The sequence below is a fragment of the Acinetobacter sp. YH12045 genome, assembly GCF_013419925.1.
In the GTDB taxonomy this organism is placed as follows: Bacteria; Pseudomonadota; Gammaproteobacteria; order Pseudomonadales; family Moraxellaceae; genus Acinetobacter; species Acinetobacter amyesii.
Genome location: NZ_VOZE01000004.1, coordinates 193,826 through 209,414, shown reverse-complemented (window position 1 = coordinate 209,414; position 15,589 = coordinate 193,826). Strand labels below are relative to the sequence as shown.

13 protein-coding genes are annotated in these 15,589 nt (G+C 42.3%); 6 read left to right on the top strand and 7 right to left on the bottom strand.

Annotated features, from left to right (window positions below; all coding sequences use genetic code 11):
- Nucleotides 1-57 precede the first annotated feature (57 nt).
- Complete coding sequence (locus FTU02_RS07585) at nt 58-852, bottom strand: thioesterase family protein (RefSeq protein ID WP_180156641.1); 795 nt, start codon at nt 850-852, stop codon at nt 58-60.
- Between the two features lie 136 nt (nt 853-988).
- Nucleotides 989-2,788, bottom strand: a complete 1,800-nt coding sequence (gene uvrC, locus FTU02_RS07580) for an excinuclease ABC subunit UvrC (RefSeq protein WP_078193131.1) — start codon at nt 2,786-2,788, stop codon at nt 989-991.
- A gap of 178 nt (nt 2,789-2,966) precedes the next feature.
- On the opposite strand from uvrC, the gene FTU02_RS07575 reads away from it, so the two are divergent.
- Entirely contained in the window at nt 2,967-4,013 is a 1,047-nt protein-coding gene (locus FTU02_RS07575) for an AAA family ATPase (RefSeq protein WP_180156565.1), read from the top strand.
- Between the two features lie 53 nt (nt 4,014-4,066).
- Here the strand turns inward: FTU02_RS07575 and FTU02_RS07570 are convergent, their stop codons facing one another.
- Together FTU02_RS07570 and FTU02_RS07565 are read right to left on the bottom strand one after the other, a co-directional pair.
- Complete coding sequence (locus FTU02_RS07570) at nt 4,067-4,480, bottom strand: PH domain-containing protein (protein ID WP_180156563.1); 414 nt, start codon at nt 4,478-4,480, stop codon at nt 4,067-4,069.
- Between the two features lie 190 nt (nt 4,481-4,670).
- On the bottom strand, nt 4,671-5,744 hold the full coding sequence (locus FTU02_RS07565; protein ID WP_180156560.1) for a diguanylate cyclase domain-containing protein: 1,074 nt from the start codon (nt 5,742-5,744) through the stop codon (nt 4,671-4,673).
- Between FTU02_RS07565 and FTU02_RS07560 the strand changes: the two genes are divergently transcribed.
- Nucleotides 5,743-6,015: a hypothetical protein gene (locus FTU02_RS07560; RefSeq protein WP_180156558.1), complete on the top strand. Its 273-nt coding sequence runs from the start codon at nt 5,743-5,745 to the stop codon at nt 6,013-6,015. The genes FTU02_RS07565 and FTU02_RS07560 overlap by 2 nt on opposite strands.
- Nucleotides 6,016-6,126: 111 nt before the next feature.
- On the opposite strand, the gene lpxO is transcribed toward FTU02_RS07560, so the two are convergent.
- A complete protein-coding gene (lpxO, locus tag FTU02_RS07555) occupies nt 6,127-7,041 on the bottom strand; it encodes a lipid A hydroxylase LpxO (protein WP_078190472.1) in 915 nt (304 codons plus the stop codon).
- Between the two features lie 473 nt (nt 7,042-7,514).
- Here lpxO and fadB point away from each other — a divergent pair, with 473 nt between their 5' ends.
- The 3 genes from fadB (at nt 7,515) to FTU02_RS07540 (ending at nt 11,942) form a co-directional block, all read left to right on the top strand.
- Nucleotides 7,515-9,668 carry a fatty acid oxidation complex subunit alpha FadB gene (fadB, locus tag FTU02_RS07550; protein WP_180156555.1) on the top strand — a complete coding sequence of 718 codons (2,154 nt, stop codon included), beginning with the start codon at nt 7,515-7,517 and terminating at the stop codon, nt 9,666-9,668.
- Between the two features lie 12 nt (nt 9,669-9,680).
- The gene (gene fadA / locus FTU02_RS07545) at nt 9,681-10,853 is read left to right on the top strand and encodes an acetyl-CoA C-acyltransferase FadA (RefSeq protein WP_180059364.1); all 1,173 of its coding nucleotides are present in this window, start codon (nt 9,681-9,683) and stop codon (nt 10,851-10,853) included.
- Nucleotides 10,854-11,222: 369 nt separating this feature from the next.
- Nucleotides 11,223-11,942 carry a hypothetical protein gene (locus FTU02_RS07540; protein WP_180156553.1) on the top strand — a complete coding sequence of 240 codons (720 nt, stop codon included), beginning with the start codon at nt 11,223-11,225 and terminating at the stop codon, nt 11,940-11,942.
- Between the two features lie 152 nt (nt 11,943-12,094).
- Here the strand turns inward: FTU02_RS07540 and tehB are convergent, their stop codons facing one another.
- Nucleotides 12,095-12,967, bottom strand: coding sequence for an SAM-dependent methyltransferase TehB (gene tehB / locus FTU02_RS07535; RefSeq protein WP_180156551.1), 873 nt, complete (start codon nt 12,965-12,967; stop codon nt 12,095-12,097).
- Between the two features lie 297 nt (nt 12,968-13,264).
- Between tehB and FTU02_RS07530 the strand changes: the two genes are divergently transcribed.
- On the top strand, nt 13,265-13,882 hold the full coding sequence (locus tag FTU02_RS07530; protein WP_180156549.1) for a hypothetical protein: 618 nt from the start codon (nt 13,265-13,267) through the stop codon (nt 13,880-13,882).
- Between the two features lie 53 nt (nt 13,883-13,935).
- On the opposite strand, the gene FTU02_RS07525 is transcribed toward FTU02_RS07530, so the two are convergent.
- A complete protein-coding gene (locus FTU02_RS07525) occupies nt 13,936-15,297 on the bottom strand; it encodes a GGDEF domain-containing protein (protein WP_180156547.1) in 1,362 nt (453 codons plus the stop codon).
- Nucleotides 15,298-15,589: the final 292 nt, after the last annotated feature.

Here is a 15,589-nt window from a genome sequence, read left to right as displayed (position 1 = left end):
TGAGGATTTATCCATCGTTAGTTGCACTCACTTTATACGAAATGCCCCGCAGTGTCACTAGGCAAACACCGTAACAGTCTGTCGCGCAATCGCAATCAACTGGTCATTTTCATCCCATAAATGAGCATATTCTGTAGCGTAGCCATCCGCGGCATAGTCGGTAAATACTTTATATTTAAACCAATTATGTAAGTTTGATTGCAAGAGATGTACATAGGTCAATGTCCACGTTAAAGAACTAGCAGGTGCCATGGTTTTGTACATAGGCAGTACACCGGGCGGCCACATATCCATCGAGACCAGCAAATCAGCGACGGTCATCTTACGGTTATCATGGCGTTCTGGATTAAAACGCATCCAACCACTAAAGTCAGGCTTTTTGCTTGCAGTACACGGATACTGCCCATCTACCCAGGCCAAATCCATTTGCTGAAAGCACTGTGGTGCAAGTGGATGATGTTCGGCTATCTTTAAGCTGCTCACTTCAGGAAAAACGGGTGCTTGACGCTCCTGATTGACGACAATGCTTGATTCACGTGGAACACCAAAGCTCGCCAATAAAATGCTTTGTACGGCATCATCTTGCCAAAGTCGAACTTCAATGGTGGTGACGGATTTGCCCTGTCTTAAAATTTCCGCACTTAAACGCACGGGCGCCAATTGTACTGGCCCAACAAAGGTCACATTACAACTGAGTAAACGTCGCTGCGGATCTGCAATGATGGCAACGGCTTTGTGCATCATCATGCCAGCCACTAAGCCGCCATAGATCGTACGTCCTTGCAACCATCCTTCTGGGATCTCAACCCATTCATTGTGTTCAATATGTTGATACAACTGTGCGAGTGACATCATCATCCCTGATCATATTTTTGATTTTTATATCATTGTATAAAAATCGAATGATGTGAATGATCAGTGACTCATGCGTCAATGATCATTTTGGCAAATTCAGACTTGATGCGTCAACGATTGGGGCTAGTTCGCTCTATTCATGCAGGATTTTATAAATGGTGCGCGCCATCACATCGCCTAATCCCGGTACAAGTTTTAAATCATTTTCCGAAGCTTTGAGTACCCCCTGAATGCCACCAAAATGGGTCAACAGATCCCGACGACGTTTTGGCCCTAAGCCCGGAATCACCTCAAGTACCGATGAGCCACGCTTTTTATCTCGTTTCGCTCGGTGTTTGGTAATAGCAAAGCGGTGGGCTTCATCACGAACCTGTTGAATCAAATGCAGGGCTTTATGGTCTTCGGGCAATTGAATTTTTTCACCATCGGTAAAGTGCAAAGTTTCCAAACCTGGTTTACGCCCCTCACCTTTGGACACCCCGACCATAAAGGCATCGAGCTCGAGCTCCTGCATGACTTCCATCGCCATGTGTAATTGACCTTTGCCTCCGTCAATTAATAGCAAATCGGGCAACATATGCTTTTTATAGCGGCGGGTCAGTGCTTGACGCATGGCAGCATAATCATCGCCTTCGGTAATGTCATTGATGGAAAATTGGCGATAGTCGCGCTTTCTTGCACCGCCAGCATCAAAGACCACACAAGACGCGATAGTTGCCTCCCCCATAGTGTGAGAAATATCAAAACACTCAATACTGTCAATTGGTCGCCCAACGACTTGCTCTAACTGATGAAAGCGCTCATTCAATTCAAAATGGTCAGCCAGTTTACCTTTAATTGCATGCTGCACATTCATCTGTGCCAATTCTTGCCATTCGGCACGAGTTTCTCGCACTTTATGTTTGATTTGAATTTTTTTATCAAAGTGCTGATGTAGTGCATCTTCCATGTCTTTGCGATCTGGAATATCGACATTGATGATGAGTTCAGTTGGAATCTCATCTGCAACTTGAAAGTAGAAATTGGCAATGAAGTCCGAGAGCATTTGACCTAGATCATCACCCTGCATATCAGGGAAATAACTCTTTCCGCCGAGCATTTTGCCATTGCGCACATGCATGATTTGCACACAGGTCACACCGGCTTGATAAGCAATGGCAATGATATCTGCCTCGCCTTTGACTTTATAAATCGCTTGCTGAGTTTGCACATCACGCAGCAGCGCCATACGATCACGATAAAAAACCGCCTTTTCAAACTCGAGTGCTTCGGCCGCAGCTTCCATTTTCCCAATCAGCTCTTGATTAAGCTCTTTAGTGTCGCCTTGTAAAAACCGAATCGAGTTATTGACATCTTCTTTGTAATCTTCGGGTGAGATCAAACCCACACAAGGCGCGGAACAGCGTTTAATTTGGTATTGCAAGCATGGTCGTTTGCGCTGCGAAAAATAGCTATTTTCACACTGACGCACATTAAACAGTTTTTGCAGCACCACCAAAGTATCACGCGCGTTATAAGCACTCGGATAAGGCCCAAAAAACTTACCAGCTTGATGCTTACCTTTCCCACGTCCTGCGGCAATTCGTGGATAGGGTTTATCGGCAGAGATAAAAATATAAACATAAGACTTATCATCACGCAGCATGATGTTATACGGCGGACGATGCAACTTAATCAGGTTTTGTTCGAGCAATAGGGCTTCCGTTTCAGAACGCACCACCAAACTTTCAATATCATAAATACGGGCAACCAAAGCCTGCGTCTTGGGATGCTCAATGGTTTTCACAAAATAACTCGACACACGATTTTTTAAATTCTTTGCTTTACCCACGTACAGCAACTCACCATCTTTACCCAGCATGCGGTAAACACCGGGTAGAGTCGTCATATTGGCAAGAATTTTTTCAATATGTTCGCGTGCGTTTTCGTTCACTTTTGCCTTGTTCCGTCTTCGATATTGCTCTTTGACATGATGTGATGCTTTTACCTACATTTTCAAGCAATCCCGCAAATTTATTGTTGCTCATAGCAATGATCTGATTGCTAAAAGCTATTAATGCAAAATTCTAAATTTGCTATGCTCGAAACATCACGCTTTAGGAACATGATGCATGACGAACGCCAATCCCGCCATCCATGTCGTACACCCGACAACTTCGACGCAGAGCACTGCTGAAAAAAACCGTTTGATGGGTAAGCCGCGTTTTCATTTTGAACCGCATGACGTTATGCAACGCTTAAAGCAACGGATCATTGGACAAGAAGCAGCATTAGACGAAATTGAAAAAATGCTGCATGTGGTCAAGGCTGATTTTTCCAGTCCTGAACGACCGCTCTCCGTAACCTTAATGCTTGGACCGACAGGTGTTGGTAAAACCGAAACTGTGCGTTTAATCAGTGAAGTGATTTATGGCCGACCTGATGCCTTTTGCCGTATTGATATGAACACGCTCGCACAGGAACATTATGCGGCTGCCATTACTGGTGCGCCTCCGGGCTATGTCGGTTCTAAAGAAGGCCATAGTTTATTTGATGAAGTTTCCATTGCAGGTAGTCATACCCGACCGGGCATCGTGCTTTTTGATGAACTGGAAAAAGCGTCAACCGAAGTGCTTCGCGGCTTAATGAATGTGCTAGATAGCGGAAAATTAACCCTAACCTCGGGTACAAAAACAATCGACTTTCGTAATTGTATGATCTTTATGACCAGCAATGTCGGTGCACAAGCGGCACAGCAATATCTAGATAAGTTAAATTTTTTACCCGAAAAAATACAGAAGGTTTTTCTCAAACGCGTGCCGGTCAGTAGCATTATTGAAAAAGTCATGCAACGTAAATTCGACCCTGAATTTATTAACCGTATTGACCGTGTACTGCAATATCAACCCGTTCAAGATGATGCCTTGCCCCGTTTGGTGGAGATTGAACTGGAAAAACTTAATCAACGCCTACAACATCAAAAACGCAGTATCAAACTCACAGATGCAGCCAAAGCACATTTTTATCAGAACCATGATATTCGTTATGGCGCACGACATTTAGCACGAAAAATGCGGGTCGAGCTTGAGCCTATTTTGGCGGTGTATTTTTTGAATCATCCCGAACAAACTAAAATACACCTAGATGCACAACTTGGACAATTGGTTATTATTAAATAATTCACTGGTCTTTAAAAGGCATGCTCACATACCTTTATTCAGCATTCTTATATTTATTGGATTGGAACACCAATCGCTTTAGCAAAAGCTTGCGGATCTTTCGTTGAAACCATGACAAATTTGGTTTTGCCATCTCGAAGATATTCAATTTTTAAACGTTTAATGGAAAGCGCAGGTGCCGCAGACAAATCCTGACTTGCACTGATGCGTTGGATATCCTGCAAAGGAATCTGCCAACGTAGAAACATGCTACGGATGTTTAATTCTGTAGCGGAAATTTGATAACGTGTATTGAGTATTGGCCACCACAGCAGTAACACCGTCAAAATATACACCGCGGTATGAAGAGGATATTGCTGCATCGTACCTTTGGCTTGCATGGTGAGTAATAATTGAATGAGTAAACCGCTCATACAAACAATAAATGCCACCACCCACCAATCTTTTTTTGAACGAAAAACTTGCATCTTATCCCCCATCAACTGCTTTTATTCTATACAAGATTTTGCAGGATGCATCTGCTATTTCAGCTTTTATTTTTGCAGGAAATAAGCGTATTTATCACATTATTTTCAAGAATATGGAGAACCATTTCGCTCAAGTACCGCTATTCATCTATTGTTATTTTTGGCGTTCTTTACGCTCGAATCACGCTTCTTACGGCAAGGGTGGTTCCTGCAAACGTTTATAATTCTTTTTCTCTTGATACATTTTAGCATCGGCTTGTTGTACCAAGCTCATGGCATCTACATAGCCTTGCTGATGGTCTGTTTGGCACAGCCCAATACTTAAACTTAAGCCTGCTTCCATTTCAGCCACCGCTTCTAATAAACGCGGGATAAAACTCCCTTCCACATGCTTTTCACTGCAACCAGGCAAGACCAAACAAAATTCGTCTCCGCCATAACGGAAGCAATGATCATCTAAACGTGCAACCGACTTTATGGCCGCAGCAACCGTTTGTAGTACCTGATCTCCACGTGGATGACCTTGTTCATCATTGATCTTTTTAAAATCATTGATATCAATAAACACTACTGTTACGGGTTCATGATTACGCTGTGCGGTATATAAAATACTGGTCAATAAGGTCGATAAATGCCGGACATTTAACAGTCCTGTTAATGGATCGCGCTGTGAAAGTTCTTCCATTTCTTGTGCACGAAACTCTAGCGCATGCGCATACTGTTCCATTTTTTCACGGGAGATCTTCACCTCATTAATCAAACTCCATACATAGGTTTCCACCACCAATGTAGTGTCGAACATAAAGAGCTTTTCCAAGGTGTTAATAATCCGCTGATACTGTTCCGTATCATTAAAGGTACGCTGAATTAAGCGGAACAACATAGTCTTTAGGGTATGCACCGCAGAGAGATACAATTTCGGCTCTACACCTATACGCTTATGAACCAAACCAATCCGTAAACGGTTATTCACATAAGCGCTGTCATAGCGTCCCGAAAATAAGTCCAATAAATATTGGTGCTGCGCGCGTTGCAAACGCTTCAAGGTATCAAGATCACCAATCAATGTTGCAATTTCTGGAATTGAGGTCTGATTTTCATAAAATTCATCGACCATACTGTCGAGGATCGGCGCCACAATTCCACCAATCGAAGCCAGTTCCGCCAGCTCTAAATCAGTCAAGCCAAGCAACTGTTTACGTCGTTCTATATCTTGCATCGAAATATGCATTTGATGCATCAATGTTTGGTTGGTTGCTTTCATGAATCGGATCCCCTTCCCGCCAAATCAATCCCTTCAGGCGTTTACACAGGGTTTCTATGCAGTAGGTCTTCATGCCTGCATGCAAAGCTTCCACCGTTTTCACCCTTGGGTTTTGGCTATCATTGATGATGACACTTTTCTTTCAGCTCAACGGTTTTGCATGGGCTTAAGTTTGGACGTCAACATCATATTCCTCGTCTATTGGCTCACTTTTTCTGGCTTATTCTGGTTCTGGCTTATTCTGGCTAACGCTATTTCTGCTTTTGGCTGATTTGCTCTGCATGATTATTTTTATTCTGCTTGCACGATAACTGATATTTCGCTGACTGTCAGCATAAAAAAACGCCCCTAAGGGCGCATTTTTTCAATATTTATTCTACTTTTAAAATAAATATGGACGTACAAAAATCAGGAAAAACAGCCCCAACATCAGGAACCACTTTAAAAAGTAATACAGTGAACGATTGGTTTTTTTCAAGGCTTTGGCTTTTATGCGAATTTGATAGACATAGCCAAACACTTTATTTAAACCACCCGTTTTATCACCGCTTTCATTGGGTGAACTTGCAGCAGTCATAACATTTTTACCAAACCAATGGTTAAAAGCTTCCATCCACTTCGACTTTAATGGCCGTTCAACGTCTGCAAAGAAAATGATCCGGTTCTGATCCGTTTTATTTTCAGCATAGTGAATATAGGTTTCATCAAACACCACACTCTCGCCGTCACGCCATGAGTACCGCTGACCATCGACATCAATAAAACAGCGGTCGTCATTGGGCGTCAATAAGCCCAAGTGATAACGCAATGAACCGGCATAGGGATCTCGATGACGGACTAAACGACTGTCGGGCGCCAACTCGGTAAACATCGCAGCTTTAATGGTGGGTAGGTTTTTTAATAAAGCCGTAGTTTTTGGGCAAAGTTCAGCAGCCGAAGGATGGGCTGAGTCATACCATTTTAAATAAAAGCGTTTCCAACCTGTTTTAAAGAACGAGTTAAATCCAAGATCATCATAAGTACTCGATGCTTTGATGCCCCCTTTTTCATACAAGGCCTTGGCTTCATCACGAATCATTTCCCAGTTTTCATCTAAGACTTTTAAATCTTTAAAATGCTGCGTGTCGATATAGGGTTGACTCGGCACTTTTGAAAACATGTACATGAGAAAATTGATCGGTGCGAGCAATGTCGAATGATCAAAAAACTGACGATAAAATGAATGACGGACTTTACCGCGTTGCTGGATATAAAACGCAGAAATGACAAAGACCGCCAGGATAATCCACTTAATCATATGAGGACCTGGTGCTAATAAGCATTGTGCTTAATGAAAAATTAACTTTTTTGAGAACGCGGCGAGTATAGCATAGTGCTCAGTGATGCCTAAATAAGCAGCATAGAACACTGTGTCTCAGCAAAGATGGATGACAATGTTAAAAGTGAATTGACCATTCTGCCGAAAAATACACTTGCTTTTTTCTTGAATTTTTCTTTTGCATCTCAATCTATAGCTTACATTTATAAAAAAATGTGAACTGAAACATAAGCTTCAACATATTTAATCAGAGCGATAGCGTTTAAAGGCAGATCCAAAGGCTATTTCCAAAAGAAATTTTGATGACCCTAGCGTCACGGCTTGATACAACTTGTTATGTTCTTTTTAGATATAGTTATCGTAAGATTAGCGAGGCATAAAGTGTACGCAGGAACCGCGTACTCGCTTCACAACATCAACTTAGAAGTCCTCCAAAATAAAGGAGATCAGGCATGATCCACGCTGGCAATGCCATTACCGTCCAAATGCTTTCGGACGGAATTGCAGAATTCCGCTTTGACTTACAAGGTGAGTCGGTCAACAAATTTAACCGCGCAACAATTGAAGATTTTAAAGCTGCAATTGACGCTGTTAAAGCAAACGGTGACATCAAAGGTTTAATCGTTACTTCAGGTAAATCTACATTTATCGTGGGTGCAGATATCACTGAATTCGGTGACAACTTCGCTCAAGGCGAACAAGCGATTGTGGATTGGGCATTGCCTGTTCACGACATCTTCAATGCGTTTGAAGATCTAAACGTTCCTAAAGTTGCTGCAATCAATGGTATGGCATTGGGCGGCGGTTTTGAAATGTGCTTAGTGTGTGACTATCGTGTGATGTCAGATGCTGCACAAGTTGGCCTTCCAGAAATCAAACTGGGTATCTACCCTGGTTTTGGTGGTACGGTTCGTTTAAGCCGCGTGATTGGTATCGACAATGCGGTTGAATGGATGGCAATGGCTGCACCGAAAAAGCCAGCTGCTGCGCTCAAAGACGGTGCTGTTGATGCAGTTGTTGCTGTAGACAAACTACAAGACGCTGCAATTGACCTTGTGAAACAAGCAATTGCTGGCCGTGTAGACTGGAAAGCAAAACGCCAAGAAAAATTAGATCCTGTTAAATTGAACATGCTTGAACAAATGATGGCATTCAATACAGCGAAAGGTGCAGTGCTTGCAAAAGCAAATCCTGCTCAATACCCAGCGCCAAAACTTCTTCTAGACTCATTACAAGCAGGTGCAAGCCTTCCACGTGATGAAGCATTGAAAATCGAAGCGCAAGGTTTTGCTAAAGCGGCTGTAACTCCACAAGCAGGTGCGTTAATTGGTTTATTCCTTAACGACCAAATTGTGAAGAAAACTTCGAAGAAATATGAAAAAGGTGCTCACCCTGTCAACCAAGCCGCTGTATTAGGCGCGGGTATCATGGGTGGTGGTATTGCTTACCAAGCGGCAAGCAAAGGCACACCAATCATCATGAAAGACATTGGTAACCCACAATTGGCGTTAGGTATGTCTGAAGCGAACAAATTGTTGACTAAACAAGTTGATCGCAAAAAAATGACTGCGGCGAAAATGGGTGAAACTCTTGCGCGCATCCGTCCGACTTTAAGCTATGACGAGTTTAAAGAAGTGGACATCGTGATTGAAGCAGTTACAGAGAACCCTAAAGTTAAGGGTATCGTACTTGCTGAAACTGAGAAGAATGTTCGTGAAAACACGATCATTGCTTCGAACACATCAACCATTTCAATCACACGTTTGGCTGAAAACCTAGAGCGTCCTGAAAACTTCGTAGGTATGCACTTCTTTAACCCAGTTCACATGATGCCATTGGTTGAAGTGATCCGTGGTGAGAAAACATCTGCTGAGGCAATCGCAACGACTGTGGTTCTTGCTCAGAAAATGGGTAAAACACCAATCGTGGTTAACGACTGCCCAGGCTTCTTGGTGAACCGCGTATTGTTCCCTTACTTTGGTGCATTTGACCTTCTATTGAAAGACGGTGCTGACTTCCAACAAGTCGACAAAGTCATGGAAAAATTCGGCTGGCCAATGGGTCCTGCTTACCTCATCGACGTTGTGGGTATCGACACAGGCGTACACGGTGCGGAAGTAATGGCAGAAGGTTTCCCTGACCGCATGAAGCCAGACTACAAAGGCGCAACTTTAACCATGTACGAAAACAAACGTCTTGGTCAAAAGAATGACGTTGGTTTCTACAAATACGAACTTGACCGTAAAGGTAAGAAAGCCAAAGTGGTTGATCCAGTGGCTTACGAACTTGTGGCTTCTGTTGCAACTGCGGAAAAACGTGAATTTGACGCTCAAGAAATCATTGACCGTATGATGCTGACGTTCTGTAACGAAACTGTTCGTTGCCTAGAAGACAATATCGTAGCGACTGCTGCTGAAGCAGATATGGCGATGATCATGGGTGTAGGTTTCCCTCCATTCCGTGGTGGTCCATGCCGTTACATCGACCAAACAGGTGTCGCTGAATACGTAGCGCTTTGCGACAAATATGCGTATTTAGGTAAGGCTTATGAAGCGCCACAAATGTTGCGTGACATGGCTGCAAACAACAAAAAATTCTACGGTTAAGGAGCAACGTGAATGGCTACTTTAAATCCACGTGACGTTGTCATCGTTGATGGCGTACGTTCAGCAATGGGTAAAACCAAAAATGGTATGTTCCGTAACGTACGTGCTGACAGCTTATCTGCTGAATTAGTACGCGCGCTTGTTGCTCGTAACCAGTTTGATACCAATGAAGTTGAAGACGTAATCTGGGGCTGTGTAAACCAAACCCTAGAGCAAGGTATGAACATTGGTCGTAACATTGCGTTATTGGCTGATCTTCCAAAGACTGTTGCAGGTCAAACAGTGAACCGTCTTTGTGGTTCTTCTATGCAAGCAATCCACACAGCGGCTGCGCAAATTGCAACCAACCAAGGTGATATCTTCATCATTGGTGGTGTAGAGCACATGGGTCACGTTGGCATGATGCACGGCATCGACATCAACCCAGAAGCGTCTAAGCATTATGCAAAAGCGTCTAACATGATGGGCTTAACGGCTGAAATGTTAGGTCGTATGAACGGTATATCGCGTGAAGAACAAGATGCGTTTGGTGTTGAATCACACCGCCGTGCTTGGGCTGCAACACAAGAAGGTCGTTTCAAAAATGAAATCGTGGGCGTTGAAGGTCACGATGCAAATGGCTTCAAAATTCTGTGCGATATCGATGAAGTGATTCGTCCTGATGCAAACCTTGAAGCGTTCCAATCGTTACGTCCAGTATTCGATCCGAAAGGCGGTACAGTAACTGCTGCAACATCTTCAGCATTGTCTGATGGTGCTTCTGCAATGTTGCTGATGTCTGCTGAACGTGCTCAAGCTTTAGGTCTTAAGCCACGTGCTGTAATTCGCTCTATGGCAGTTGCAGGCTGTGACGCTGCGATCATGGGTTATGGTCCTGTACCAGCAACTCAAAAAGCGCTTAAACGTGCTGGCTTGTCAATTGCTGATATTCAAACGTTTGAATTGAACGAAGCATTCGCAGCACAAGGTTTGTCTGTTCTTAAAGGCTTAGGCATTTATGACCAACAAGACCGTGTGAACTTGAACGGTGGTGCGATTGCATTGGGTCACCCATTAGGTTGTTCTGGTGCGCGTATCACAACGACTTTGCTGAACGTCATGGAACAGCAAGATACACAAATCGGTCTTGCGACAATGTGTATTGGTCTAGGTCAAGGTATCGCGACCATTATCGAACGTGTTTAATGTTTAGTTAAATACTGAGATAAAAGAAACCCCGCTTAATGCGGGGTTTTTTATTTGTTAACTAAACTCGCATGAATAATACTAGAAGCCCCTTCTCCCTCTGGGGTGAGCAGCATGCACCACAAGAGGATGAGGGGAAATTTTTCATATAAATCCTCTCCCTGAGCGGTATTCTGCGCAAGTCTCCTTAAAAGGAGAGGGAAATTTCATAGTGCAATAAATTTTGTTCAAAAATCTTCAGCAATAAACCGTGCTAAACAAACCGTAAAAACGCCTCAGCATATTTTTAAAGTTAATACGTTAATTCTCGATTTTCAGCGATTTTTGAATTATGGTAAGGCCTGAACCAAAACTTAAATATGCATAATAATGATAAATAAACGACTTCACTACCTCTTAAAGATGAGCTGCCTAAGCACTTTTATTTTTCTTACAGCTTGCGTTACAAATAATCAAATCGGTGAACTCTCCCGTGATCTGTTTCAAAAATACGAAACAAAATATGCATGGAGAACAATCCTTGAAGATGATGTGATCGCATTTGGCAAACCCGCTAAAGCAATACCCAATGAACCAATCGATAGCATCGTAGTCGCAGGCAATAAATACAGCTATGTGATCAATAAAGGCGGTGCTGATTTTATTCAACTGATTAGCCAACTCAATCCACAATATATTCGTCTCCATCGAGAACTTGACTTTAATTCTCCGAGCCCGAACAGCACTAAATTTAGCGGAAGCTTTAAATTTTATTATGCGCCTCCCAATGGAACACTAAGTCCTACGGAAAGGGCATTATTCAACCAATATGGCGTAGCACCATGTGATTGTTCAAAGGCAGAACAGCAAGATCATCTCTTTAACTTAGAAATTGCAGGTACGGTTTACCCAAAAGTTGCGAATGCCGCAGATTTAAAGCCCTTAAGCCATCCATATAAGATCCGTATCCAGCATTACGAAGACCAAAGTGGCTATGTCAAAAAGTCAGGGCAGGAAAAATTGGCAGAATTACCACTATTGCCTTTAGCACTCACAATCGACATCATTCAATTGCCTTTAAAAGCTTTAGGCTTTATTTATCAGCCTTAAATCAGAGTATGATCATATTCAATTGGTTGAATTTTCTAAGTACACATACAGCCTGAATAGCTCAAAAACTGGATCCCATTTTTTCAGTATTAAGTAAAGTAAGTGTTGAGTTGATCCCCAACTCTTCAACTCAACATTCTACAATTCTAGGCTTAAATTTTCTGCGCCAACAAGGTCGCAAAATGCTGTTTAATCCGCTTTCCATTAGCATCCACCCGATGCAGCTCACCGACATTTTCATTGTATTTCACAATGTTCCAGCCTTCATACAACGCACTTAACTCCCCTCCTTTAAAGCTAAATGGAAAGTCAGGCTGCGCAGGGAGATCAGGTGTATCCATTGCGCAAACAATCAGGTTATAGCCATTGATATTTGTGGCTTGCTGCATCTGCTGAATCAGCGGCTTCACTGTATTGGCCTCTAAAAACATCATCACCACGGTACAGCAAATAAAGTCGTATGTACCTGTAATGCTTGGGTCAGCGTTTAGATCACGCTGCTGCACATGAATATTTTCAATGCCTTCCGCAGCGATTACCTCTTGCAGCTTGTACAAACTGTGTGGGTTCACATCCCATGCATCCACCTCAAAACGCTGCTCAGACAGCTGACTTAAGTACAGCGAATTACGCCCCTGCCCACAGCCGACATCCAAAGCTCGACCACCTTGCAAATATGGTGTTGCTGCCAAAATCTCTGAATGTGTTGGGCTGAGCTGATACTTCTTATAAAAATAATCCTGTGCTAAGCAATAAAAACTTAACTGACATTGCACATCGTCACTCGCAGAGATAATCTTGTGCCACGCCTGCGGTTCTATAAACGGTGGTGGCTGGTCTGGACTAAATACATGCGTGGAAAGAATATTTCCAGACGCATCTAACATGGCAAAATTTACTTCACCTTGCAGCACGGTGAGTTTTGCCCATGTGCCTGCTTTGGTATTGTGCTGATTTTTAAAACCTTGTGGAATCGACTGCTGCGTCCACACAGGGAGCTGTTTATAACAAATAAGCTGCTGCATCTGTAGTTTTCCCTCATGCGACGTTATTTTTATGCCATACCAATGGTGAAAATATATATTCACCATAACGCATTTAATAGTGATTTTAAATCAGCTTTGAATTGAAAATTTCGAATGCCGTGCAATGCACGCTGTTCTTGTTTGTTTTTCTGCGTAACACCATGTTATCCGTTTGTAATATTGGTGGAATATTCACGCAATCAAATCCCTCACTCTGTGCCGTATAACCTAAGCGCTGTTGATAAGGCATAAAATTTACAATGCCTTATTTTAACTAAGTTTTATAGAGTGATGACTATGAACGCGATCAAAACTACTTTAGCTGTTGCTTTAGTTGCTGCTACAACTTCTGCTATGGCAACTACTGCTGTAGAACAAAAACCTGCGACTGCTGTTGAAGCTGTAAAAGCTCAAGCTGCACAAGCGAAAACTGCAACTGTAGCTGCTGCTCAAGCAACTAAAGATGCTGCTAAAACTCAAGTGGCTGTTGCAGAAAAAGCGACTCAAACTAAAACTTTAACAGTGAAAGAAACCACTAAAGCAAAAACTGCTGACATGAAAAAAGCAGTTGTAGAAAAAACAGCAACTAAAGAAACTGCAGTTGCAGCAAAAGATGCAACTGTAGCAAAAACTGTAGCGGCTAAAGACGCTGTTGTTGCGAACACTGTTGCAGCAAAAGACGCGACTGTAGCAAAAACTGTAGCAACTAAAGATGCTGTCGTTGCAAAAACTGTTGAAGCAAAAGATGCAGCTGTAGAAAAAGCAACTGATGCAAAAGAAGCTGTTGAAACTAAAACTGAAGAAGTAAAAGCTGAAGCGAAAAAAGACTGCGCTAAAAAATGTGCAGAGAAAAAAGCTGAAGCAGCTAAAGCTGAGAAAAAAGGTTTCTTTTCTTGGTTCAAAAAAGCAGCTTAATCGTTGATTAAATGCAAAAAAAGATGCCTTCACGGCATCTTTTTTTTGCCCATTTAGACTGCAATACTGCTTTCTGCCAACGGAATAATCTTTTGATAAACAAACTGATTTTTCCCTTGTGATTTCGCCTGATATAGGCAGGCATCGACATGCTGTAGAGTCGTGGAGTAATTGGACAAATTCAGCTGTTGAAACTCGGCCAAGCCCATACTAAAGCTGACATCTAGCCTTAATTGATCTTTTCGAAACGGCACATGTTCGCAGCGTTCCAAAATTGTTTCACACAACATTTTACCCTGCTCCAAATCGGCACCTTCGAGCAAAATTAAAAATTCTTCACCGCCCCAGCGACTGATAAAACTCGCGCGTGGACTACAATTTTTTAAGATTTTTGCCAAATGCACCAAAACACAGTCCCCCATTTGGTGCCCATATTGGTCATTAATTTTTTTAAAGTTATCGACATCGAGCAAAATGACACAGCCTTTATCAACCGCACCCTCTATAAATATTTGTTCTTTAAAGGCATGGCGATTTTTCAGCCCCGTCAACTCATCGCAAAAACTCACACGTTGCAAAGCCAAATAAAGGCTTTTATTTCGTGCATACAGCTCACAAATAAACAGAAAAATGATCAGATAAATACCCAATGCCAAACGATAAGAACTGATCCGCGAAAGCATATGTACTTGTGCATCTGACCAATATTCCCCAGCCAATGGCATGGCACCATACCAGCCACAGATCAGCGTCATTAAGCCAATCAGCCAGCAAAAAGTTTTGAGGTCGTATTTGATCGCGTAATAACACATCAATAAAGGCAAGACCATGCAGGCATAGAAGATCTGATCATTTGAGATCACATATTGCACTGCCAGTGCCACGATCAGATAACCATAATCCACCCACGGCACATTCATCCAACGCTGAACACCAAATAATAAACACACCACAGCCAAACTTGTTGCAAATTGCTCTAGAAAATAATCAACAAAGGCAAAGTATTGGTTGTCCATCTGAAAGCATGCCACGAATAATAGACTGCCTGCAAAAGCACCCACGATACTCGGAACAGTTAGCATCAAGGTTCGTTTAAAGCGGCGCTTTTTTAAATGGCTCAGTGCCAAATAGGCTTTAATAAATACCCAAATTTGAAATGCCGAAATCGCACACAGGAGAAATTTATCTTCTAAAGTTTTGGCGGGATCGACCATCAGCGAGGCCACAAAGATCGCACTAAAAGCATAGAGCACGATCAGTAAGTCGTGGCTTAAATGCTTCCGCATTAAAATCATGCCATAGGCCGCGAATGCATTTACCACCCAAACAGGGCTAATAAATAATTCATAGGTATAGCCTATCGACACCAATGAAACCGCACATATGGCAAGCCATAGCAGTATTAATTTTTTCATACGCTAAAAAAATCGTCTCTAAAAATGGCGATAAACCTTTCATTCAAAGCCAATCGGTCTAAGGTTAGAATGCTTGCAAGTTCAATACAGCTCAGCTTCTTATGCGATATGGGCTGCTGGCTAAAAATTTATGTTTAAATTTTCGGCGTATTTTAAGTGATTTAAGTCACACTATTGATTAATAGTTGTATTAAATTTGCAATTTAAACAATCAAAGACTGTTTTAAAGCCAATGTTTTTTGCGTTATTCATGCTAGTTCGGAACTCAGTTCCCAAAATGATGCTCGATAAC